At 36.0% G+C, this 23509-nt stretch carries 22 protein-coding genes and 1 pseudogene; 13 read left to right on the top strand and 10 right to left on the bottom strand.

Annotation, left to right across the window (positions count from 1 at the left end):
* Positions 1-507: 507 nt before the first annotated feature.
* The 3 genes from AN161_RS18510 to AN161_RS18520 form a co-directional block, all read right to left on the bottom strand.
* Entirely contained in the window at positions 508-2550 is a 2043-nt protein-coding gene (locus AN161_RS18510) for a TRAP transporter permease (protein WP_053595822.1), read from the bottom strand.
* Positions 2547-3062, bottom strand: a complete 516-nt coding sequence (locus AN161_RS18515) for a DUF1850 domain-containing protein (RefSeq protein WP_053595823.1) — start codon at positions 3060-3062, stop codon at positions 2547-2549. Before AN161_RS18515 ends, AN161_RS18510 begins: the two co-directional genes overlap by 4 nt.
* 170 nt (positions 3063-3232) lie before the next feature.
* The gene (locus tag AN161_RS18520; protein WP_075807293.1) at positions 3233-4225 is read right to left on the bottom strand and encodes a TAXI family TRAP transporter solute-binding subunit; all 993 of its coding nucleotides are present in this window, start codon (positions 4223-4225) and stop codon (positions 3233-3235) included.
* A 367-nt stretch (positions 4226-4592) separates the two neighbouring features.
* On the opposite strand from AN161_RS18520, the gene AN161_RS18525 reads away from it, so the two are divergent.
* Positions 4593-4871, top strand: coding sequence for a hypothetical protein (locus tag AN161_RS18525; RefSeq protein WP_143114922.1), 279 nt, complete (start codon positions 4593-4595; stop codon positions 4869-4871).
* A 136-nt stretch (positions 4872-5007) separates the two neighbouring features.
* Here AN161_RS18525 and AN161_RS18530 read toward each other — a convergent pair whose 3' ends face one another.
* Both AN161_RS18530 and AN161_RS18535 read right to left on the bottom strand, forming a co-directional pair.
* Positions 5008-5559 (bottom strand): superoxide dismutase family protein, encoded by a 552-nt coding sequence (locus AN161_RS18530; RefSeq protein ID WP_053595825.1) that lies wholly within the window; start codon positions 5557-5559, stop codon positions 5008-5010.
* Positions 5560-5745: 186 nt separating this feature from the next.
* Complete coding sequence (locus tag AN161_RS18535) at positions 5746-6561, bottom strand: 3D domain-containing protein (protein ID WP_053595826.1); 816 nt, start codon at positions 6559-6561, stop codon at positions 5746-5748.
* A 282-nt stretch (positions 6562-6843) separates the two neighbouring features.
* On the opposite strand from AN161_RS18535, the gene AN161_RS18540 reads away from it, so the two are divergent.
* The 3 genes from AN161_RS18540 (at position 6844) to AN161_RS29855 (ending at position 8714) form a co-directional block, all read left to right on the top strand.
* Positions 6844-7026, top strand: coding sequence for a putative motility protein (locus AN161_RS18540; protein WP_053595827.1), 183 nt, complete (start codon positions 6844-6846; stop codon positions 7024-7026).
* Positions 7027-7104: 78 nt separating this feature from the next.
* Positions 7105-8217 carry a response regulator gene (locus tag AN161_RS18545; RefSeq protein ID WP_241774601.1) on the top strand — a complete coding sequence of 371 codons (1113 nt, stop codon included), beginning with the start codon at positions 7105-7107 and terminating at the stop codon, positions 8215-8217.
* A 338-nt stretch (positions 8218-8555) separates the two neighbouring features.
* On the top strand, positions 8556-8714 hold the full coding sequence (locus tag AN161_RS29855; protein WP_206743146.1) for a hypothetical protein: 159 nt from the start codon (positions 8556-8558) through the stop codon (positions 8712-8714).
* Positions 8715-8771: 57 nt separating this feature from the next.
* Here the strand turns inward: AN161_RS29855 and AN161_RS18550 are convergent, their stop codons facing one another.
* A complete protein-coding gene (locus AN161_RS18550) occupies positions 8772-9794 on the bottom strand; it encodes a GGDEF domain-containing protein (RefSeq protein ID WP_053595829.1) in 1023 nt (340 codons plus the stop codon).
* Positions 9795-10349: 555 nt separating this feature from the next.
* Here AN161_RS18550 and AN161_RS18555 point away from each other — a divergent pair.
* The 6 genes from AN161_RS18555 to AN161_RS18575 all read left to right on the top strand — a co-directional run bounded on the left by AN161_RS18555 (position 10350) and on the right by AN161_RS18575 (position 18306).
* Positions 10350-13391 (top strand): ATP-binding protein, encoded by a 3042-nt coding sequence (locus tag AN161_RS18555; RefSeq protein WP_053595830.1) that lies wholly within the window; start codon positions 10350-10352, stop codon positions 13389-13391.
* A 327-nt stretch (positions 13392-13718) separates the two neighbouring features.
* Positions 13719-13862, top strand: a complete 144-nt coding sequence (locus AN161_RS29860; protein WP_158003066.1) for a hypothetical protein — start codon at positions 13719-13721, stop codon at positions 13860-13862.
* 70 nt (positions 13863-13932) lie between these two features.
* Complete coding sequence (locus tag AN161_RS18560; protein WP_053595831.1) at positions 13933-14622, top strand: response regulator transcription factor; 690 nt, start codon at positions 13933-13935, stop codon at positions 14620-14622.
* Positions 14619-15599, top strand: coding sequence for a HAMP domain-containing sensor histidine kinase (locus AN161_RS18565; protein ID WP_053595832.1), 981 nt, complete (start codon positions 14619-14621; stop codon positions 15597-15599). Before AN161_RS18560 ends, AN161_RS18565 begins: the two co-directional genes overlap by 4 nt.
* A 111-nt stretch (positions 15600-15710) precedes the next feature.
* On the top strand, positions 15711-16472 hold the full coding sequence (locus tag AN161_RS18570; RefSeq protein WP_053595833.1) for an ABC transporter ATP-binding protein: 762 nt from the start codon (positions 15711-15713) through the stop codon (positions 16470-16472).
* The gene (locus tag AN161_RS18575) at positions 16462-18306 is read left to right on the top strand and encodes an FtsX-like permease family protein (RefSeq protein ID WP_053595834.1); all 1845 of its coding nucleotides are present in this window, start codon (positions 16462-16464) and stop codon (positions 18304-18306) included. Before AN161_RS18570 ends, AN161_RS18575 begins: the two co-directional genes overlap by 11 nt.
* Before the next feature lie 443 nt (positions 18307-18749).
* Here AN161_RS18575 and AN161_RS18580 read toward each other — a convergent pair.
* Positions 18750-19189, bottom strand: a pseudogene (locus AN161_RS18580) (hypothetical protein).
* Positions 19190-19797: 608 nt separating this feature from the next.
* Between AN161_RS18580 and AN161_RS18585 the strand changes: the two are divergent.
* The 3 genes from AN161_RS18585 to AN161_RS30205 all read left to right on the top strand — a co-directional run bounded on the left by AN161_RS18585 (position 19798) and on the right by AN161_RS30205 (position 21127).
* Entirely contained in the window at positions 19798-20601 is an 804-nt protein-coding gene (locus tag AN161_RS18585) for a hypothetical protein (protein ID WP_053595835.1), read from the top strand.
* 96 nt (positions 20602-20697) lie between these two features.
* Positions 20698-20913 (top strand): hypothetical protein, encoded by a 216-nt coding sequence (locus tag AN161_RS18590; protein WP_053595836.1) that lies wholly within the window; start codon positions 20698-20700, stop codon positions 20911-20913.
* Between the two features lie 76 nt (positions 20914-20989).
* The gene (locus AN161_RS30205; RefSeq protein ID WP_198926913.1) at positions 20990-21127 is read left to right on the top strand and encodes a hypothetical protein; all 138 of its coding nucleotides are present in this window, start codon (positions 20990-20992) and stop codon (positions 21125-21127) included.
* 286 nt (positions 21128-21413) lie between these two features.
* On the opposite strand, the gene AN161_RS18595 is transcribed toward AN161_RS30205, so the two are convergent.
* From AN161_RS18595 to AN161_RS18605, 3 genes are all read right to left on the bottom strand, one after another.
* A complete protein-coding gene (locus AN161_RS18595; protein WP_053595837.1) occupies positions 21414-21761 on the bottom strand; it encodes a hypothetical protein in 348 nt (115 codons plus the stop codon).
* A 531-nt stretch (positions 21762-22292) separates the two neighbouring features.
* Positions 22293-22985, bottom strand: a complete 693-nt coding sequence (locus tag AN161_RS18600; protein ID WP_053595838.1) for an N-acetylmuramoyl-L-alanine amidase — start codon at positions 22983-22985, stop codon at positions 22293-22295.
* The gene (locus AN161_RS18605) at positions 22982-23368 is read right to left on the bottom strand and encodes a phage holin family protein (RefSeq protein WP_053595839.1); all 387 of its coding nucleotides are present in this window, start codon (positions 23366-23368) and stop codon (positions 22982-22984) included. The genes AN161_RS18600 and AN161_RS18605 overlap by 4 nt, the downstream gene beginning before the upstream one ends.
* Positions 23369-23509 lie beyond the last annotated feature (141 nt).

Consider the following 23509-nt stretch of genomic DNA (forward strand, 5'->3'; position numbering starts at 1 on the left):
ACATATTTTCCCTCTTTTAAGTCTTTTTTTACTTTTCATCTCTTGCAACAGCCTATTTTATAGCATTTTTCAAAAGAATAAAAATCAACTTTTGTTACTTTTCTAGCAAGATTTGATAATAGTGAATTTGAAATTAATGAGTTTGAAAATTCACACTTGATTTGAATGATTTTCAATGAGTATTGGCAAACCATTCTATTTCTAAAAAAAGTAGGCACCCTTTTATCTCTTAATGATTCTTGCTTATTAAGCAAAAAAAATCTCCAGAAAAAGATGCAAATCAATCTTTGTTCACTTTTGAACATATTATGATAATCATTTTTATTGAAATTTAGCGCTAAGTTATGTATGTACTTCTTATTCTACTTTCGTCTTCAACCGCAAAAGAAAAAGAATCTACTCGTTTCCGCAGCTTGTAAGTTAAGCAAATTCCTTGTAGACAAACAAGGCATGCACTTACTAACTCAGAAAATGAGCAGATTCTTATTAGTTAATATTACGGCGGGCCTAAGCTGTAACACTAGTATTACTATTTTGATTGTCATCATCGTTACCTTTACGCTGTGTTACGTATTGGATAACAAACATTGCAATAAAGATGGCTAAACCTGCCCAATCCGAGAATTTTTCTGGATAGATCAGAAGTAAACCAGATGCAATCGCAATAATGCGTTCAAACCAAAGCATTTTGCGATACCAGTAACCGATTACTCCCGCACCTATGGCTACCATTCCTGTAATGGCCGTGAAGACTACCCATATAATTTCAGGTATAGTTGTATCAATCATTAGCAATGCAGGTGAAAATACAATCATATACGGAATAATAAACGCTGCAATAGCAAGCTTCGCTGAGTTTATACCTGTTTTAATCGGATCTCCACCAGAGATTCCTGAAGCCGCAAAAGCTGCAAGTGCAACAGGTGGTGTTATATCAGCAATAATACCAAAGTAGAATACAAAGAAGTGTGCCGATAATAATACAACTACAGGTACTAATTCCTGCGGTGTATTTGGCGATAATAATGCCACGATTGCTGGAGCAGCAATTGTTGACGTAATGACATAGTTTGCTGTCGTCGGAGCCCCCATTCCAAGAATTAAGGAAGCAATCATGACAAAAATCAGCGTTAAAATAATACTACCACCAGCCAAAGCTACTAAACTATTAGCTAAACTTAAGCCTAAACCTGTTTTCACAACAACACCTACGATAATACCCGCGCAAGCTGTTGCCGCTACGACGCCAAGTGCCGTACGAGCCCCTTCAACCAATGCATCAATAATATCCTTTGGTTTTAAACGTGTTTTCTTATCGAACATAGCTACACCAATAGAAATAAGAATACCGTATAGTGCAGCATGCATTACTGGTGTACCTGTTAACATTAAAACGATAATGGAAATAATCGGTAATAGGAGGTAGATTTTCTTAAATACCTCTCGACGATTTGGCATTTGATCATCACGTAAACCTTTTAAACCTACGCGCTTCGCTTCGAAGTGAGTCATAATCCAAATACCTGTAAAATACAGCAGCGCAGGTATCGCTGCTGCCTTGGCAATATCCCAATACGTAATGCCGCGTCCAATAAACTCAACCATTAGAAACGCTGCAGCACCCATAATCGGAGGCATTAACTGCCCACCAGTAGAAGCTGCTGCCTCAACTGCACCCGCGAACTCTTTACGGTAGCCAAGCTTTTTCATCATCGGAATCGTATATGATCCAGATGTTACAACATTCGCTACGGAGCTTCCGGAAATCGTCCCTTGAAGGGCACTAGAAAATACCGCTACTTTTGCAGGACCACCAATTAATTTACCTGCTAGAGCTACTGCTAAATCATTAAAGTATTGACCAACACCTGTTTTGACAAGGAATGCACCAAAGAGTAAAAACACAAAAATAAATGTGGCAGAAACACTAATCGGTGTTCCAAAAATCCCATCTGTTGTAAAATACATGAGATTAACAATGCTCTCTAAATCCTGCCCTCTGTGTGCCATAAAATCTGGGAAATACGGCCCGAAGTATGCGTAAATTAAGAAACATATAGCAATGATTGTAATCGGTAAACCTACTGCACGTCGAGCTGCCTCAAGTACCAATCCGACGGCTATTAAACCAATGATAAAGTCTATTGGTGTAATGGTACCATTACTATTAACAAGCTCTGTATAATTCATTGTCCAATACGAACCTACTACAATGGATAATACCGCTAAAATATAATCGAACCATGCGATTTTATGCTTTGCTGCTTTTTTCCGAGCAGGGAATAGTAAGAAAATAAGAGTCAAACCAAAACCTAAATGTATAGTACGCTGGATTTGCGCTGGGAATTGGCCGTAAATTGCTGTATAGAGTTGGAACAATGAAAATGCTAGTAACCCAAAGAAAATGACATGCTTCATGATGCCTGATATCGTTCGCACATTCGATTCAATATCATATTTCTCTAGTATTGCTTGTTGCTCTTCAGCAGATATTTGCTCAAATTCTTCTTTTTTTACTTCTTCGTTGTTTGATTTTTGCTGTGTCGTCATTTCATCCTTACTCCTTTCCATTGTTCATAAAGGGATAAGCGCTTTACCTCAAATAAATAGGATTTTCCCCTTTGTAAATCTTTTTTTAAATCATATTCATACTGCTCATATCTTAATACAAGATCTAAATCTAAATCGCCAATGTATATTGTAAAATTTTCAATAACCTCATTGTCGAATTGCAAATAATATTTACCATCTCGTTTTGTTAATGTTTGATTTTTCTCTGCAAAGCTTGGCATGCCAATTGCTAAATCTTCATACTCCATCCCTAACATTTGAATACGTGTTCCATCCACGCGTTTATAATGTTCAAGTACATCCGATTTATGGATGGAATGAGTGTATCTGATTTGAAATGTATCCTCAGCTGTAAGTGGTATATAATGCAATATTGGATGATCTATACGTGTTTCCGTAAATGCGAATACCTTTTGAAGAGGAAGAAAAATGACTATACTAAAGCAAATAAATAAAAAAGTTAAAACAATTATTAATTTCCTCTTTCGCATTACATCTGTTCCCCCACTTAAAAAGCTATTCGCTAATACTCACGACTTAAAGGAAAAAAGAGACTCGAAGCTTTACGCAACCGAGCCCTTTCGTATTTTTTAAAAAATAACTTTTTACTCGTTATAAGCTTTAGTTTGATAAAAGCTGAATTTAAACTCCGAATGTTCTGTTATTTATTTTCATCAAAGTATTTTTGAGCACCTGGGTGAACATCAATACTAATACCCTCTAAACCTGTTTCCACTTTGATAAACTCTCCTTTAGCGTGGGAAATTTTATCTGTGTTATCATAAATAGCTTTTGTCATTGAATAAACAACATCTTCTGAAAGATCTTTTGTCACTGCTAGCATTGCAAGTACTGAAACAGTTTCAGTATCGTTTGCAATACCATAAGTACCAGCTTTTACTGTATCTTTTGCATAGTAAGGGTATTTAGCGATTAACTCATCTGCCTTACCAGCATCTACACCGATAATATTTACTTTAGTTGTTGCATTTAATGCCTCAACAGCACCTGTTGGCGTACCTGCAGTAATAAACGCTGCATCAATTTGGCCTGATTGAAGACCGTCAGTAGACTCACCAAAATCAAGATTTTGTGCTTTAATGTCATCCATTGTTAAGCCATGAATTTCAAGTAACTGTTCAGCATTTGCGTAAGTTCCAGAACCTGGCGCACCTACAGAAACCTTTTTCCCTTTTAAATCAGCATATGATTTAATACCTGATGCTTCAGTCGTTACTAATTGTACTGTTTCTGGATAAAGTGCACCTAACGCAGCAATTTTATCGATTTTTTTGCCATCAAACATTAGTTTTCCTTCAGTTGCATAATAAGCAATATCTGATTGTACAAAAGCAATTTCACCTTTACCTTCTTGCAAAGCCGTCATGTTGGCAGCAGAAGCTTGAGATACTTCAGCAGTTGTTTTAATGTCTGTTTCTTTAGTAATTAGATCAGCAAACGTACCACCTAGTGCATAGTAAGTACCTTGTGTTCCACCTGTTAATAAGTTTAAAAACTTTGGCTTATCAGATGCTGTCGATTCGCCCTTATCCGCGTCCTTTGAACTTGTTCCACTATCAGACCCACACGCAGCTAAAATCAATAGCGCAAAGGCACTTAATAGCATTAATAACCTTAATTGTTTTTTCTTCACAGTAACCTTCCCCCTTGGTTAAAAATAATAATCTATTTAAAATTATCAAATATAGTATAATAATGTCAATCTATTTATAGTAAATTCAGTCTTTTATAATTATACTATTTCTCTTAAATAACAACTATTTAGGGATTTCATTAATTACTTATTCACCCTAATTTTATCTACATTAGACTATTAAATTCTTTTTTCAAGAAAATAAATTTCGTTACAAAATGTATAAAAAATGCATGTTTCATTATAAAAAAGACCTTCTACTTGGTTCATCACCATAGCGCGAGGTCGATTTCCGTTCCGACTGGGCGCCTTCCTGAAGGTGTCCGATGAGCTACTTCGCTTCCGCTCGAGGGTCTGGGGCCAACAGATGTTTTTTGCGCGAAAGCGTAGCGGCAGCAGAGGGTTTTGTTTGTGCGAAAGCGCAGCGACAGCAACAGTAGAGGGTTTTGTTTGTGCGAAAGCGCAGCGACAGCAAAAGGTTTTGTCTGTGCGAAAGCGTAGCGGCAGCACCAACAGCACCGATGTTGGTCACGAAGGCGTTATCACAGGTCGTGATGGTTTTAGCCTTCGTTCCTCTACTGCTGATTTCCAGGAAGTCCGTCCAGCCTCAACTCCAATCAACTTATATACACGGCATACGTTTTAACAAATATCCTCCCCACTTTTAGGGATGAATCAAAAATGAATGATTTCGGAAAATTAATTTATTGTCGATTTTCTCTCTCAAAATAAAAAAACTATATCTAAAGTGACTTACTTCAGATACAGTCGATTCATTTTCCTTATTGAATAATGCCACAAGCAATTCTAGCACCAGAGTTACCGGAAGGATCTGTTTTATAATCGTCCTCTGACTCATGAATGATTAATGTAGTGCCTCCTTCACGCAACAATGAGTTGGCAGCATCTTTTTCTAATGTTAGCCCTTCAGCTAAGAAATTCAAATCCACATTACCATCTTCACCAACTTCTAAATTCGGAAGATCTCCTAAATGATATCCCTTAGGATTATCCTTCCCATGCTCTTTACTCGTTGGATTAAAATGTGGACCTGCCGATTCAAACGTTGGTGGTTCACACTTCCCAACGGAATGAATATGAATGCCGTGTTTTCCTGCTGGCAATCCTGATAATGCGAGTGTCATCTTAACCCCATTATCCTCTTCCTCAAAATATGCATTTCCATAGCTTTCATTATTTTTACCAATTACTTTCGCGGTTGCAGTTGGTGCTGAATTTGCGTTAACTGCCACTTTTTGCTCCTTCTTTTCAAAGAAACCACAACCGCCGACAAATACTAATAAAGAAATAATTATTAAGCTCATTTTTTTCATAAAAATTCCTCCTCTATTTCAGATGGTTGCCAACAATCCTTCCACTTATGCAATTTCATTAGAATTTTGCGAATTATTGGTTATGGAGTAAACTTCGTAGACTTGGCTTTTAGTCCATGTTGATTCTTAAAAACAATGCAAAATAAAAGGATATCTCCAACTTAAGGAGACACCCTTCTAATCACATTAATTTAAAATTTTTACAGTTACACTTTTGACGCCCCACTGACGAGCTTGTCCTTCGGTAGGAATAAATACGTCAATTTTATTACCTTTTATTGCTCCACCAGTATCTGCTGCGATTGCTTCACCATAACCTTCAACCCAAACTCTTGTTCCAAGAGGAATTACACGTGGATCTACAGCAATTACTTTTAAGTTTGGATTAGATCTTATATCTGTTCCATTTGCTGTAATCCCCGAACACCCTTCACAATACGCTGTATAGGCCGTTGCTCGCATTGTTAACGTTTTGCCTGTATCATTTGCCGGAGCACTTGTTGTTGTTGTACTTGATGCTGTTGTACTTGATGTTGTTGTGCTTGATGTTGTTGCTTTTTTTGTATTTGAAGTTGTTGCTAGCTTATTAGTTTTGCTCACGGAAGTTTTAGGCTTTGCCGCCGATGCTTTGATGGCTAATGATTCGCCCACATAAATTAAATCAGATGTAAGGTTATTCCATTCTTTTAATTCATCCACTGCCACATCATTTTCACGTGCAATTGCAAATAATGTATCCCCGTGTTCAACGAAATGTTCGTCTTTCAACGATTTTTCATTTTTCGCTTCGTCTGCATTTAAATTTTGCTCTGGATAAAACCATTTCGGATCTATTTCGCTTAGCGATTCAAATTCGCCTATAGCTAAATTGTAAATCTTCGAGATTCCCCACAATGCGTCGAATGGCATAACAGCGAGTTTGTCCTCAGCAGATGACGAACTGGCAAACGAACTTAATCCCAAGGTCAATGCTACAGCTAAAGCTAATGCTTGTTTCTTCATAATTTGTAATACCTCCATAATTTATAATTTTGCATTCTGCTGCTAGCACACTAGAGTTAGGCTCTTTTATGCAAGCAATGCTAGAGAATGCAATTAATAATTCAGGACAATGGACCTGATATTACGAATTATTACTATAAAAACGGAAAAATATACAACATCAATCATATTTTTAGCAGGTCAAATATTTTTATGGAAAAACTACTGAAACTTTATTTGCAACTTTTATACGTTGGAAAATCAATATTTTAAGCCGATAATATGGTAAAGGAGGAATGTAGGGTGGAAATTAATACAATAATGTCTTCTCAGATTATGGAGCTACAACATACTGTACAAATGAGTGTTATGCAAAGTGCACTCAATCTAAATACGGCTGCTGCTGTCGAATTATTAGAAGATCTACCACAGCAGCAAGTGGCTATACATCCGTATAAAGGGTCAGTTATTGATATTTCAATTTAACCTATCTCACTTTAAATTTCTTACTTCAGGTTAATTAATATTTGAAAGTTGGTGCCCTTTTTGATTCGAGTGATAATAATGGATGATGAGCCATTAGCTCTTATAAACATGGAGAAAAAGTTAAAGGAATTTAATTCAATAGAGGTCATTAAATCTTTTACAACTGCGAAAGATTTGCTTGCAGAGGGGCCAAGCTTGGATTTTCAAGTAGCATTTTTAGATGTTGAAATGCCTGGCATGAACGGTTTAGAAATTGCACGGTTATTAAAAGAATGGAACAAAAATGTCTATATCGTATTTGTCACCGCGTATCGAGACTATGCTGTCCAAGCATTTGAAATTCATTCCCTTGACTATTTATTAAAGCCTATTTCAAAAGCTCGTCTAGAGACAACAATTAATAGAATCCAAGAACTCCTCCACCTAGAAAAAAACTCGACTCCTACTCTAATACGAAATAAACCTGCGCTTACGATACAATGTTTCGGAGGATTCGTTGTCTTACACGATGACAAAGCCGTCCATTGGAGAACGGTTAAAACAAAAGAATTATTTTCCTTTCTTTTTTCCAATCTTAATAGCCTTGTACCTCGCGATTCAATCATCGATGCTTTATGGTCAGAGACAGAATATAAAAAGGCAAGAGTGCAGCTACATACAACAGTTTCTTATCTACGTACTACCCTTTCAGCATTGGGCTATTTAGAAGTTATACAGCATGCAAATGGCTGCTATATTTTGCAGCTAGAGGATTTTCAATGTGATGCCCATGACTTAGAGCATATTTTAAATAGAAAAATGGAGACCGGAAAGCTTGATATAGAGACGGCTGAGGCACTAATACAAAACTATCAAGGTGAATATATGGCCACATTAGATTATCCCTGGATTACTAGTAAAGCCAATTTCATGAATAACCAATTTACTCTTTTACTTCATGATTTAGTAGAGCATTATACAGCAATAAATGATGTAAAAAAACGAGAGCATATCTTACTGTTAACGATAGAACATAATCCATATTCCGATAAAACCATTCAACAGCTAATAAAGCACTATATCGACGTGGATAATCGAGCAAATGCAGTAAAGATTTACAATAACTTCAAACGTACTTTGATAGCTGATCTTGGTATTTTGCCAGAGCACGAAACAACTGAGTTATTTAATGCAATATCAGTGGAACTTTAAATTACAATAAAGATTCTCCTAAATGCATATTTTGCTTTAAGCAGAACGAATCATTGTGCAAGGATTTCACCTTAAAGCATACTCAGGCCACCGATAAAAGGCATCGAGAAGTCACTCTCGATGCCTTTTATCTTTTTTCTACCTTGTATTCATCCCGCCAGTAATGGAAATCAACTGTCTTATTTATCTATTAATTGGCCTATCATCAAACGGGAATGACATTTGTTAAAACGTATGCTCTGTATATAAGTTGATCTTCGTTCCGGCTGGGCGACTCCTTGAGGATCAGCAATAGAGGAACGAAGGCTAAAACCATCACGTCCTGTGATAACGCCTTCGTGACCAACATCGGTGCTGCTGGAGTGAAGCGGCTCATCGGACGCCCCCAGGAAGCTCTGCGCGAAAGCGAAGCGTCAGCGGCAAATGTTTTCTGTAGCGAAAGCAAAGCGCCAGCTACAAAGCGACCAGTCGGAACGGAAATCAACCCCACGCTATGATGATAAACCTATTAATTAAAGAAATTTTTTTTTTGAGTTTGGCTACAGTCTGATAATTTATTTAATTATTTTTTCAGACAACCCTCTAACGACACAGATACAATTTCTACCTGACTGCTTCGCCTTGTATAATGCCTGATCTGCAATTGCAATTATTTGATTAGAAGTTTTAATATTTGTTGTAAAAGCTGTAATGCCGGCAGACATTGTAACAGGCCTTCCACACGCAGTCTCTAACAAGGCCTGCTTTATACGTAAATTCTCCGCTAAATCTAAAGCTACATCTATTGTAGCGGATGGTAATATAACCATGAACTCTTCCCCACCATATCGAAAGCACATTCCCTGTTTATCAATGTTCTCCTGCATATGATTTGCAAAGGCTTTTAAAACTTCATCTCCTACAGTATGTCCATATGTATCATTTATACTTTTAAAGTCATCTAAATCTATTAAAACCATTGCATGTGGCACTTTATTAATGATTAATTCATTTAAAATTTGATCCATCCTTCTACGGTTAGGAATTCCCGTTAAGGAGTCTAAATTCAGTTGATCAGTTAAATCAAATATTTTGCTTTCTGAGCAAATGACCATGTTTTGTACTACTTCTTTTAACGAATGCGCTTCGTAATACCAGTCATTAATTTCTTCAAGCTTCTCTATTTCTTCTTTCTCTAAGCTTGTAGAAAGCTTTTTTAAAGGTCGTGTAATTTTTAAAGCTAGCCATACAGCCAATGCCAATACTGTAGTTAACAATAATAGTAAAGGCACGATTATACTTTTTATCAACACGCTAAATGAAACTACTCTTTCATCAAGTAATTTGTCAACCACTTGCGACATATAAGGTTCGATAGACTTATCCTGATTTGGTTCTCTCAGTTTTTCTTGTACGTAGCTTTCAGTGATTGCTGAAACTTCCTTCACATAATTTTCCTGCATGGCTATTTTATTTTGCATAAGAATGTCATTAAATTTTCGATAGCTGCTCCAAATACTCACACTAGAAGTCGCAAGTACAACAATTACCGTCATACTAACAATAACAAACGATAACTTTAACTTGAATTTACCCACAATAGATCATTTCTCCCATTGAGATGATTTTTTCGTTAAATTTTATCAATGTTTCAACCCACAAATTATTTATTCCACCATCATACGTCATATCTCTTAAAAAAAACTTAAAAACCGATTAAATATAGCTAATCCATATAAACAAAAAGAACCAAACCTTACTGTAGTTCTTTTTGATTACTCTTAATATATTCTTTCAGGTGTGTTGATTAACCATTTTTATACATTCGAATTAATTCGAAGAGGCTGATTTCCGCTGCTGGCTACTCACCTTCCTGCGGGCGAGCGTCGAGCCGCTGCGCTCCGTGCAGGGTCTCGTCTGTCTCGCTTTCCCTCCCGAGTCGAGTAACCCTACACTACAATCAGTTAAAATGGAAATATAATAGCAAAATAGTAATAAAAAAATCCTTATCGCTCAATATAAACCTATTTTTTCCTAATCAACACGCCTGATATTTTTTTAAAAAATTCCTTATTTCTTATTCCCATTTTCCGAATTTCATGGCATGGTAAATGTAGGTCTTTTAATACAACTAGAATATCATGGAGGTCCTTATGTCACCGTTAAAAAAAGCGACTATACGACATTCGCTTTTCATTATTTTAATTTTTATAGGTCTTACTACACTTCGTTTACTATGGCTAGCATACTTTCTCCCTTCCAGTGATCAACCGATTGCCCAGGAAGGTATATTTGATATACGAGATCAACAGCTATCCGATGAAGAAGTTCTTAACTTAAATGGTGAATGGCTCTACTATCCCGGATCATTAATAGATCCGTTAAACATTGATAATAACAAGTCTCCTCAATCATTTGAACAAGCTACCAGAACGATTCCCATGCGAGGTTCAGAGGCAACGACACAACGATATGGTACATACCGTTTAAAAATCTTACTCAATCACAGTGCTCCCAAAGATGATCGTTATGCCGTTCGAATTCCTGCAGTACCAACCGCCTCAGCATTATATATTAACGGGAAGTTGATTGAACAGTCAGGAAAAGTAGCTACTGATTCAAATAATCATAAAGGGCATGCCGCTCCTTATACTGTTTTCTTTACAAGTGAGCAGCCTGAAATAGACTTGATTCTACATGTATCTAATTTTGATACATCAGTAAGTCCTAGCATTGATAAAAGAGTTTTATTTGGCTCTGCTTCAGCTATGGCACATCACCAAATGATTAATGATCTATCTCTTGCGACAATTTCAATAATGCTCTTATTATTCGCACTTTTTAGCACCCTTGTGTTCTTGTTTATTAACCCAAAGCCAATTGTTTTACTGTTCACAGTAGGGTTTCTTTTGCCTTTAGCAGATGAATTAATTTCATATGACCAATCTATCATCACTTGGTTACATCTCGATTATGTATGGTCATTTAAGCTATCTACTATCATTTATCTCGGGGCTTCTTTTTTCTTTGTTCAATTTATGCGTGTTTTACTCGTCAAATATCATAATGCTAAAAGCTTTCAGTGGCTCTTTGCTTTCTACGGCCTTTCAGCATTTTTCACTGTCGTTTTACCGATTAATTGGTTATTCGCAATAAATTCTCTTTACTTTATACTTTATGTCGTTTCATTTTTATTTGTAGTGGTACTCGCTTTAAGAGAGTATCTTGAAAATCAAAAACAGAGCACAGCTTTTATTGCACTGACGGCTCTCGGTACAATGAATGGCATCATATGGGCATATATCAAATCCATCTATGTTTTTGATATACCAATGTATCCATTCGATTATTTATTTGTCATGCTCGGTTTTTCTGGCTATTGGTTTAAACGCTTTTTTGAAAATAAAGAGCAAATTAATCAATTGATTGCTAAATTACAAAAAGACGATGCATTAAAGGATGAATTTTTATCCAGTAGCTCACAAAAGCTATGGGATCCCATGAATAAAATGATGACATTAGGACAGTCCATTTATGATAACCCAAACAATAAGCTTATGGATGATGACAAACAAAACCTAAAGCATCTAATTGATATTGGGAGAAGCATGTCATTTTCATTAAATGACATCCTAGACTTTACTCGTTTAAAAGAAGGTAATTTGCATCTCCATAAAAAGAACGTCAGTATTCAAGGTACAGTTTATGGTGTTTTTGACTTATTGCGCTTTATAACAATTGGCAAACAGATTCAAATGAATTCAACAATTCCTAGGTCATTCCCTAATGTGGTGGCCGATGAAAATCGATTGATCCAGATTCTTTTTAATCTCCTACACAATGCCATTAAATATACAAGTGTAGGATCTATAGAAATCAGTGCCCATATAGAAAATAATATGGCTGTTATCCATATTCGTGATACTGGGTTAGGAATGGATGATGATATCCAAAGTCGTCTATTTTCCCCTTACGAACAAGGAAAGGACAACGATGATGGAATTGGCCTCGGGTTATTAATTTCAAAGAAACTCATCGAATTACATGGTGGAACTTTGCAAATACATTCTGTTCCTAACAAAGGATCGGATGTCTATTTCACATTACCATTAGCAGAGGAAGGGTTGAGTGAAGACCAATCATATATTGAACAAGAGGTTATGGATCTACCTATTGAAGGGAATAATTCATCCCCTACAATGGAAAAACAATTTCATATTTTAATGGTCGATGACGATCCTGTAAACTTAACGATTATGCGTAGTTTATTTGCAACAACAGAATATGCTGTTACTACTATTACTAGCAGTGAAAAGGCATTAGAAGTATTACAGCAAGAAGAGTGGGATTTAGTCATTATTGATGCGATGCTACCTTATATATCTGGCTATACATTAATTGAAAATATTCGAGAGCACTACTCATTGCTTGAATTACCTGTCTTAATACTAACAGCACGGAATTATCCCGAGGATGTTTATACTGGTTTCGTTCATGGTGCAAATGATTATGTTACGAAGCCTATTAATTCTTTAGAGTTAAAGGTAAGGAGCAGAGCCTTAATCGATTTAAAATATAGCATCAATCAACAACTACATTTTGAAACAGCTTGGCTTCAGGCCCAAATACAGCCTCATTTTTTATTTAATACATTAAATACAATTGCATCACTTAGTACGATCGATACTGATCGAATGATTGACTTAATGCATCATTTTGGTGAATATTTACATGCAAGCTTTGATGTGCGGAATCTACAGCGAGTGGTGCCTCTTCAGGAAGAGCTCGAGCTAGTGCGCTCATATCTCTATATCAAAGAGCAGCGTTTTGGGGAATTACTAAACATTGAATGGGATGTTGATGAAAATATAAACATTGAAATCCCCCCTATCTCCTTACAAACTTTAATAGAAAATGCGATTCGTCATGGTGTATTGAAACAGGAAGAAGGCGGTACAATTTGTATCCGTATAAAAGATTTTCCGGATCATGTAGCAGTAAGTGTTATCGATGATGGCGTTGGGATAGATCCAAGTATATTAGATGAACTACAATCCGGTGGCCATTCACCAAACACTGGCGTAGGGCTACGTAATACGGATTTACGTCTTAAAAGGATTTACGGCCAGAGATTACAAATTACAAGCACACTAAATGAAGGAACAACTGTCACCTTCCATATTCCTAAAAAATAAATGAAAGAGGTCATCACCTTCTCAATTGAGTTGGTGGTGGCTCTTTTTTATACTTTCAAGTTACAATTACTATATTAATGATTATTTATAACCCATCGCCAAAAGCCGGGGATAATATTTTTAAAGGTACGCTATATAGATAAGTTGATCTTCGTTACGACTGGGCGACTCCTCGGGGATTAGCAATAGAGGAACGAAGGCTAAAACCATCACGTCCTGTGATAACGCCTTCGTGACCAACATCGTGTTGGCCCGAGACCCTGCAGCGAGCAAAGCGAGTGAAGCGAGTGAAGCGGCTCATCGGACGCCCCCAGGAAGCTCTGCTCTGTGCGAAAGCGAAGCGGCAGCAACAATTGTTTTATCTGTGCGAAAGCGAAGCGACAGCGGCAAATGTTTTATCTGTGCGAAAGCGTAGCGACAGCAACAACAAAGCGCCCAGTCGGAACGGAAATCAACCCCACGTTATGGTGATAAGCTAAATTTATGGATTTTTAGAAATCAGGGTACATTAATAGTATGTTAATAAAGAAAGGTCGATAATATGCACAAAATTTACATAATAGAGGACGATATCAATATTTCAAATATTATTGAGGAGCATTTATCAAAATATCAATTTGAATGCTATACCGTCCAACAATTTAATCATATAGTAGAAGAATTTCAAGCAATTCAACCTCATCTCGTTGTTATGGACATTAACCTGCCAACCTACGATGGGTACTTTTGGTCGCGTAAAATCCGTCAGCTATCCAACTGCCCTATTATCATTGTATCTGCGCGTGTGAATGATATCGATCAAGTGTATGGTATTGAAAACGGGGCCGATGATTTTATCACGAAGCCCTTCTCGCTAGATGTACTTATGGCAAAGGTGAATGGTCTTATTCGTCGTACATATGGAGAATATGCTTCCTCCGATTCTAATTCGATCTCCATTGCTAATACAACATTAAATTCTAATACAGTTCGTCTTTACACCGAGAAACACGAGAGCCTGTTAACGTTAAAGGAGATGCAGCTTAGCAAATTACTATTTGAAGCTTATCCTAATGTTGTTCCTCGTCAAAAATTGTTAAGTGCCATTTGGGATGATGAATCCTTCGTAGAAGAAAACACTTTATCTGTTAATATTGGCCGATTACGCAAAAAATTCGAGGCGATTCAATCTAGACTCGAAATTAAAACAATTCGTGGACTTGGTTATCAATTAGTGGAGGCAGAAGAATGAAGCTTTTCTTGCGAGATCATGTAAGTGTAATCATTCTTTATTGTGTAAGCTTTCTATTATTACCCTGGATCATTCATTCATTGGATGATTTATCTTCACACTATTTTTATTTTATCTTTCTCGTTAGCTTCCTATTTACCATTTGGCTGATTGGACGTTATTATCGCAGAAGAAAGCTCTATGCTCATTTACAGAAGAACACACTAACAAGCGATAACCTCTATCTGTATGAACCACAGGCTATGATTGAGCAAGCCTATAGCCAAAAACTACGACAAATGCAATATCTATACTTAACACAGCAGCAATATTTAGAGGAGCAAGGGAAAGAAAAACAGCTTGTACTTTCACATTTTGTCCATCAAATGAAAACGCCATTATCGGTTATTCAACTGATGATCCAATCTAACGCAACTAACCAATTAGAGCCCTTGCAAATAATTAATCAGGAATGTGATAAGCTGACGTTTACCCTCAATCAGCTACTAACTTATGAACGCACGTCCAATCTAGTCGCTGATTTAAAAATAGAAGCACTTTCATTAAAAGAGCTTATGAAGGAAGTTGTTAATGATTTAAAAGATTATTTCATCGCTAAAGAAGTTTTTCCAAAAGTGACGATTGTTGAAAATACGATTATTTATTCAGATCGTAAATGGTTAAAAGTCGTACTTTATCAAGTCATCAATAACGCCATTAAATATGGTGAGTCTGAAAGTTCTATTCAAATCAGTTATGATGAAGCTACTTTACGCATTCAAAACTACGGAGAAACGATTCCCGAGAGTGAAATTTCACGTGTCTTTGATTTATTTTATACAGGCATGAAAGGAAGAACGAGCGGTGAAGCAACAGGTATAGGCTTGTATTTAGTGAAAAAGATTTTAACGGTATTAGAGCACCCTTTTACTTTACAGTCCCATGAGCGCGTCACGACCTTTTCCATAGACTTTTCAAATAGCGTGAAAAAACCATGATTGTAAGGTAATATGACAACTTTGTCATATTGACGTCATATAGCCAAATAGGTAAAATGCTGCTCCTTCTTTATACTTAAGCTATCAATCGAAGTAAGGGAGTTGTTAAAGATGGGAAACTCAATCCTACAAGTGACTAATTTGCAGAAAGAATATATCGGCGAAATCACATACAAGGCTTTGAACGGCATAGATTTTCAGCTTGGTGAGAACGAATTCGTAGCCGTAATGGGACCTTCAGGAAGTGGGAAAACTACATTTTTAAATAGCGTGTCAACAATCGACCGCCCTACCGCTGGCGAAATTCTTATAAATGAAAGAAATCCTTATTCTTTAGATGATGAGGAACTTGCTAAGTTCCGACGTTCAGAATTAGGCTTTGTCTTTCAAGATTTTAATCTTGTCCACACATTAACGGTGAAAGAAAATATTTTATTACCGTTAACGTTAGATAGTTTACCTGCTGATAAAATGCAGCAACGACTTAAACATGTATCTCAATTTCTCGGAATTGAAGAGCTTCTATCAAAACGAATTTATGAAATTTCTGGTGGACAAAAACAACGTGTTGCTATTGCTCGTGCGGTTATTCATGAACCGAGTTTATTGCTGGCAGATGAGCCTACAGGAAATCTCGATTCCAAAGCAGTAAATGATGTCATGAACTTATTTAGTTCTATTAATACTGAGCTAAAAACTTCCATTTTAATGGTGACACATGATCCTTATGTAGCAAGCTTCGCCAATCGTATTATATTCATTAAGGATGGTAAATTATACAACGAAGTTCATCGTGGTCATAATCGTAAACAATTTTACCAGGAAATCATGGACACACTTGCTTTTTTAGGTGGTGGACAGCATGAGCTTTAATCATATCGTTGTTCAAAACATTTTACGTGATAAATGGACCTATGTTTCGTATTTCCTTAGCAGTATGTTCTCTATCATTATTTTCTTTCTATTTACAGTCATTGTGTTTCATCCGGGTCTTGCAATTATAGATCCCCACTCATCACTTGGCCTTGCATTAATGTTAGCGAGTTTGCTCGTTTATTTGTTTTCATTTATCTATATTGCCTATTCCATCATGGCCTTTTTAAAGAAAAAAACAAAAACACTAGGTATTTTTATGATTACTGGTGCATCGATGAAACAGATTCGTACGTTAGTCTTTCGTGAAAATATTCTAATCGGTGCTATGGCGATTATTACAGCCATTATTCTTGGGCTTGTCATTGCACCTCTCTTCTTAATGGGTGCCAAGGTTGTGTTAAAGGCAGAAACTTTCGGTATGTATATGCCTATTAAAGCAATTGTTTTAACTATTGGTTTATTCCTTGTATTATTCGTTGTAATTTCAAAAATAATGACAAGATTTATAAATAAAGAAGCGTCCATTCAACTATTAAAAAGTGATGCTGTTATTGAAAAATCGATAAAACCACACTATCTTTTATTATTCATTAGTATTATTATTTCCGCTACTTTAGCCTATTTATTAAAAATTGATCATGAGATTATATATAGCTTTGGTGTTCTTTACTACACAGCGTTTTTCGTAAGTATTCTTTCTACCATTTATCTAGTCATCTCACAAGGTATGCGCTTCCTGCTTAAAATTTTCGAGAGATCACCAGCCTATATGCGGAAAACGAATATGTTACTAGCTTCCAATCTCAATGCGAAAATGAAATCGCACGCAAATATACTATTTTTAATCACGGTCTTATTAAGCGGTGTATTTTTAAGTACAAGCATTTTATTTAGCTCTTACTATAATGTTGAAAAAGATAGTGAGGCAAATTTTCCATACAGTTTTCAGTACATTGCCACTCCTAAGGCTGATCCAAGTATGGTAGAAGCTGATATTGAAAATATTGAAAAACAATTATCCACATTGGATTCAGAAAAATATTTCATTGAATTTAAATCGAATGAAGATACACGACTTGGTTATATGTCAGTTTCCGACTATAATCTGTTAAAAAATCAGAGGGTTAGATTAAATGACAATGAATTTATAGCTGTTGCTGGCCAACGTAAAATATCGCCAATAACAAATACAGTAGAAGATCATTATCTTAAGAACTTTAAGCTAGCTTCTGTAGATGAGCGAAATTTTTTACCTTCCGGCTTCAGGAAAACGTATTTTATTGTACCTGATCATCTTTATAACAGTATCGATTACCCTGTTTATAAAGCTTATTTATTTGAGTTAGAAAATTGGACAGCACATACAGAACTTGCGAAAAAAATTATTGGGGATATGCCGCATATATATGAGGAACGTTATGTAACTTCAAAAATCGAATTGTATGACTCAGAGATGTTAACGAAAAGTATTATGTTCTTTATCGGCTCTATGTTGAGCTTAATTTTCTTAAGTGCAGCAATGAGTATACTCTACTTCTATTTACAAACGACACTTCTTCAGGAAAAAGAAAAGTATTCAGGCATACGGAAGCTTGGGCTATCTAAAAAAGAGTTATTCACAGTTGTTTCTAAGGAGCTGGCGATCCTTATATTTGTACCATTCACGATAGCCACTACAATGTTATTTGCTACATTATTGGCTATGCGAAAAATGATTTCAACATCATTTTTCCAAGTCTCAATGGTGAGCTCTTTATGCTTCTTTGCCCTGTTCTTCGTTAGTTTTATATTTATTCGCAAAAGCTATTTCAAACGCTTGCTTAGCAATTGATGAAAAAAACATCGCACTCCTCTCGGGGTGCGATGTTTTCATATTGTTGAAAATAATTGTATCAATGAAATAAGGTATCACATTAAATAAAGTATGGCTCTTCGGCAAAACAAGGGGGTTGATTTCCGTTCCGGCTGGGCGCTTTGTTGTTGCTGTCGCTACGCTTTCGCACAGAGCAAAGCTTCCTGGGGGCGTCGGGGCAACACGAGGTTGGTCACGAAGGCGTTATCACAGGACGTGATGCTTTTAGCCTTCGTTCCTCTATTGCTAATCCCCGAGGAGTCGCCCAGCCTCCACTCCATTCAACCACTTCACATAGCATGTATCTTCTGGCATGTCACTCTAATTTATAGTGATAAAATTAAACTTCAGCAACAGATGTTTTTGTGCGAAAGCGGAGTGGCACAACATTCACAAAACTTAGAGTGCGATTTTTTTATTCTTTACCAAAGCACAGGCTTTGCTACCATTAGCCATAACATAATTAGCAATAGCAAAATGTACATCCATGCTTTGCGATGTAGCAATGAAGTAAATTTTTGCTGATCATAGACAGGTGTATTAAATGTCTGTAAAGTCGGTTTGAACGCTCTTGCTAAAAAAACAATGGAGGCCAGATCACAAGAAATGTAAGAACAATCCACGAGGTACTCCAATGATAGCCCGCATGCCACATTAATAAAATACCGGATGCAACAAGAACATGCCCCGAATGCTTGACGATCGTAATCGCTCCTTTAAATGCCTCAATATAAGGTGACATTTCAACATGAGACGCTGTACGCATTTTCTTAACAATTGTTAGAACAACGAACAAAGGCCCAATCGAAAGAACAGCACTTAAAATATGTATGTAAAGAAGAATTGTATAAATTGAAATCATGGTGCGTCCTCCCCTTTTAACTTTTTTCAGCAGAAGTCTCCCGCCTCTATAGATGGTGAGATGAATGCGGGTTTAAGTTACTTTTTCATTGGGTGTCCAAACACCTGCTGAAAGAAGTTAAAGCCTCCGGCGGATGTCACGGAATCGGAAAGGAGTTCTTTGTGCAAGCACAAAGCCGATTCCGGACGCAATTATGCCAAGGCATAATTGATTCAGTCCCCCCTCATTATAGCACTTAACATAAGCGCGCTTTATCGCCAATTGTGAATGCTTTGTAAACGCAAAATGAATCATTGTAAAATTGTTTGAAATATACACAAAGAGGGTAAGGATTATAGTAATATGGATAGGCTCGAAAAACTACAGAATTGATTTTTTGAAACCCTTTATAAAACTAATGTTTCAGCTATTCTTTAAATTTGTATTAATATATAAGTAAGAAAACTAAAGAATTCATTTGGGGAACTTTGTGGGGAACGTTTTTATAATTAAATAAATCTATGGGCAGGTACTGGTTTAACAGACAACTAAATTGGTTGTCTGTTTTTTTATATGTACATTCATCTCCAGTTTTCCTAAAATGGGAATGTAAAGGGAGGATTTTGTAAATGAAAAAATTATTTTACGTAGGAGCCATGTCTATATTATTACTTGCTGCATGTGGTGAAGAAGAGACTGCTACAATTACGCCAGATGAGTTTAAAAAGTTGGAAAACGGTATGAGTCCTGATGAGGTAAAAGAAGTTGTAGGTGGCCAACCGAAAAATCCAGATGCCAAAGAAAATGACAATTTATTATTGGAATTAGACTATGATGGAGAAAATGGAGTAGATAAAGAATCTTCTGTATCGCTTATTTTCAAAGATGGAAAATTAAATTCTATTATAGAAGATGGATTAATGACGGAGAAAGTTGAGTTGACTAAGGAACAAAAAGAAAAAATTTTCGAAGACGTATCAAATTCAATGAATAAAGCTTCTACGGGTGCGATTGATGAATACGAATCTACATTAAAACAAATTATTGCCAAGACTAAGAGTAATTCTAATATCAATATGAAAGATAAGGGATTAATCGAAGCTGGAAGATATAGCATTGAATTAAAAAGTGATATTTTTATCTTTATAGATGTTAATAAAGAAAATAACATTGAAAAAATTAGTACTGCAGTTTCATCAAATGCGCTTGCAACACAAAATAAAGAAGTAAAAATTGCATTCGAAGCATTATTACAAAGTGCAGATAAAACTTTAAGTATTCAGCAACAATCAGCTATTCTGGATAAACTAGGCTTTACAGGTGACGGAAAATTGGTTGACCACACTGAAACATATACTCTCAATGATGTTATGTACACATACCACAGTAGCATTGAAAATGATTCTGCAATATTGCAAGCTAAACTAAAATAAGTCACTCAAATGAGTGACTTTTTTCTTTTGATATAAATATCATTTGATATATAATTCAAATGATTTATAATTAGATTTTAAAAAGGAGTGTTAGGTATGAAACTTACAGAAAAAGTAGAGGCAGTTATCAATGCTGCACAAGCTGCTAAAAATGGCGAGAGCGAGCATACATCATATAGAATCTTTAAAGAGTGTGGGCTTACACAAGGGGCGATTAAACGCTATGTAGATGGAGTAAGTGACATCAGTCGTATGGGATTAGGCGTAGCTGAAAAGCTTGGTGAATACTATGATAATCATCTTGCAAAATAAATAAAAAAACTTTTATAAATCACTTAATTTATATATCAAATGACTTATAATTAAAGTATAGAAAGGAGGTGAGTTTGTGGAATACTTAGGAACAATAATAGCCCTAGCATTCATTGTTTTACAACTTCATTCAAAATGGCTGGACAACCGGAAGAAGAAGTTAGAAAACAAGAAGCTAGAGCTAGAAATTAGAAAAATGAGAAGAGGGGGTTAATCCCCTCCCTCATCACTAAGTATACTACAAGCATATGAAAATTTTAAGTATCCTACTCATTGCTTCACTTGTTGCTTTGCTTGCGTTATATGTACGAGGTTACTTTTTAAACCGTAAGCAAAAAAGTTTATTGAAGGAACGTGATGAACTTGTCAAAAAATCAACAAGAGAAAAATAAATACGCGTTCGGATCAACTGAGGAACTTCTTAAATGAATAAACAAAAAAAGACCAGGTATTCACATTTTATGAGCGCCTGGTTCTTTAATTAAAAAAATTTATATAACCTATTTAACAAGAATTTTGTAAATATAGTATTTTCCAGTTTCAGTAGCACCAGTTCTATCATAGTGATAAACAATAGCTTCGCCAGGTTTCATTGCTTTAATTGTATTACGAGAAGTTAAAGTAACTACACCTGCACCTGATTTTATTTCTAGTTTAGTAGCGCCCCATCTATTTTCTGTTCCTACCATCATATTCGAATTAGTCACACCTTGGCACAAGTCATCGCTTTTGCAAAATTCCCACCAATCAAGACCAGCAGCAGAAGCTTTTTGCGTTTCTGAAACAGGCATAACTGTTAAAGTAGAAAGTGCAAGCGCAGAAGCAAGAACTATTTTTTTGAATTTCATGTTTTTTCATCCTTTTTCTAATTTTTTTTGCTATAGCATATCAATACCCTCGAGTTACTATTATCCTACCATTCCCAAAAGTAGTAATTCAATTGAATTTCCACGCCAATATCCGGCGTTATGACCGCCATTTTCTGACGGCATTCAGCTATCTATTTTATAAAACACGCCAAATCACGCCAATTATACCGCCATTATTTGACGTTCTATTATTTTTTCATATAACTTAGGTAACATTTTAGTGAATTTCCCACTAAAACACTTGATATTTTCATTCAGTTTAGTTCATTTACTAAGATAATAATTTTCACAAAATTGTCACTTTAGTATCATTTAACAGGTAATAAGACCAGACCAGCTCAGCTAAATTAGCTTTGCTAGCCTTTATTACTTATTTACTACGACGTTGCTGAATCGTAATATACAAGCCTACTAAACGATCAGTTGTCATTGCTCCACTTTGTACATCCTTCAAGTCTGAATTCTGAATAATATTTAACAGCCTGTGTAATTAAGCCTTATTGCACTTACTTATTTAATACGCTGTGCAATGATAAGTTTCAAACCTTCATAATCACCATTTGTCATAGTTCCATTATCAAATTTATCTAACCACATTTTATCAATCAGCTTTTTATCAACTGCTTGTTTAATATGGTCACACACTGCAGCTTTAGTTGTCTCGTTTGTGAATTGCATTGTATCATCACCCTTTTCCTTTGGTTTATCTAAGCCGTTTTTAATGTCTAACTTGAATTGTTCCTCTGAAATCCCCATGCTCTGCAGATACGAAAATGGATCTCTATGTGTCGTACCTTTTAAATTGTCCGTAATCCAACGGTGTGACTTAATTCCGTTACATCCAGCACCTTTAGCAAGTTCGCGCAATAACCAAATATAAGCCGCGTAATCCTTTTTAAATTGCTCCGTATCATTTGTACGTGCCAATTCTACTTGTGCATAACAATATGGATTACCTTTAGGGCCACAACCGTACTGCACACGATTAACTGGTGCAACTTGTACAATCTTACCGCCACCACCTACCCAATGTGAGGTGAATGCATTCGCTTTATTCCGATTCATAAAAGCAATTTCATTTTCCAAAGCATTTGAGCCACAATTATTAGGATTTCCTGATTCATGGGCAATGACGTATTTAGCAGCTGTCAAAGCATAGTTTGGCAAGCCTGACATCAATCGCTGTTCGATAGCATAAGTCATTTGCGCCCACCTTCTTTGTTAAGTTTTTCAATTGTTTCTCCAATAATTCCAGGCATATCTACACCTAATGTTTGAAGGTTCTCAGCGATTGAACCACCTTCTTTGTATAGGAATAAAGCTAATGTGAAGCCTGTTAAATAGAAATCTAAGCCAAAAATTAAATCAAGTAGGATAACAAATGTAATTGCAACCAGCTCCCCAATCCATCGAATGATACCATCGCGCATAATCCTTGATTGATAAGGCGATACCTTCTTCCATGTTTTCAATAAGCCTGTTGCAAAATCCAATACTTTAAATGCGAAATAAGCAAGTAGCATATATAAAATCGTTGTTGGTACTAATGATAAAAACGGATATTGAATTAATTGTGCAATGTCCATAAGACACCGTCCTTTTCTGCATAATAAAAGCCCTCCACAAATTTTGTGGAAGGCATTTTAAAAAGTACCCTAAATATAAGAGTGCTTAATAACATTAATCTTTTTTTATTCCATCAATATAGATGTTTCTAACTTCTAGCG

This window comes from Lysinibacillus sp. FJAT-14222 (genome assembly GCF_001278875.1).
Lineage (GTDB): Bacteria > Bacillota > Bacilli > Bacillales_A > Planococcaceae > Lysinibacillus > Lysinibacillus agricola.

Coding starts and splice junctions, on each gene's coding strand:
- AN161_RS18510 (WP_053595822.1), bottom strand. CDS start 2,550: ATGACGACACAGCAAAAATCAAACAACGAAGAAGTAAAAAAAGAAGAA.
- AN161_RS18515 (WP_053595823.1), bottom strand. CDS start 3,062: ATGCGAAAGAGGAAATTAATAATTGTTTTAACTTTTTTATTTATTTGC.
- AN161_RS18525 (WP_143114922.1), top strand. CDS start 4,593: ATGTTTTTTGCGCGAAAGCGTAGCGGCAGCAGAGGGTTTTGTTTGTGC.
- AN161_RS18530 (WP_053595825.1), bottom strand. CDS start 5,559: ATGAAAAAAATGAGCTTAATAATTATTTCTTTATTAGTATTTGTCGGC.
- AN161_RS18535 (WP_053595826.1), bottom strand. CDS start 6,561: ATGAAGAAACAAGCATTAGCTTTAGCTGTAGCATTGACCTTGGGATTA.
- AN161_RS18545 (WP_241774601.1), top strand. CDS start 7,105: ATGGATGATGAGCCATTAGCTCTTATAAACATGGAGAAAAAGTTAAAG.
- AN161_RS18555 (WP_053595830.1), top strand. CDS start 10,350: ATGTCACCGTTAAAAAAAGCGACTATACGACATTCGCTTTTCATTATT.
- AN161_RS18560 (WP_053595831.1), top strand. CDS start 13,933: ATGCACAAAATTTACATAATAGAGGACGATATCAATATTTCAAATATT.
- AN161_RS18565 (WP_053595832.1), top strand. CDS start 14,619: ATGAAGCTTTTCTTGCGAGATCATGTAAGTGTAATCATTCTTTATTGT.
- AN161_RS18570 (WP_053595833.1), top strand. CDS start 15,711: ATGGGAAACTCAATCCTACAAGTGACTAATTTGCAGAAAGAATATATC.
- AN161_RS18575 (WP_053595834.1), top strand. CDS start 16,462: ATGAGCTTTAATCATATCGTTGTTCAAAACATTTTACGTGATAAATGG.
- AN161_RS18585 (WP_053595835.1), top strand. CDS start 19,798: ATGAAAAAATTATTTTACGTAGGAGCCATGTCTATATTATTACTTGCT.
- AN161_RS18590 (WP_053595836.1), top strand. CDS start 20,698: ATGAAACTTACAGAAAAAGTAGAGGCAGTTATCAATGCTGCACAAGCT.
- AN161_RS18595 (WP_053595837.1), bottom strand. CDS start 21,761: ATGAAATTCAAAAAAATAGTTCTTGCTTCTGCGCTTGCACTTTCTACT.
- AN161_RS18600 (WP_053595838.1), bottom strand. CDS start 22,985: ATGACTTATGCTATCGAACAGCGATTGATGTCAGGCTTGCCAAACTAT.
- AN161_RS18605 (WP_053595839.1), bottom strand. CDS start 23,368: ATGGACATTGCACAATTAATTCAATATCCGTTTTTATCATTAGTACCA.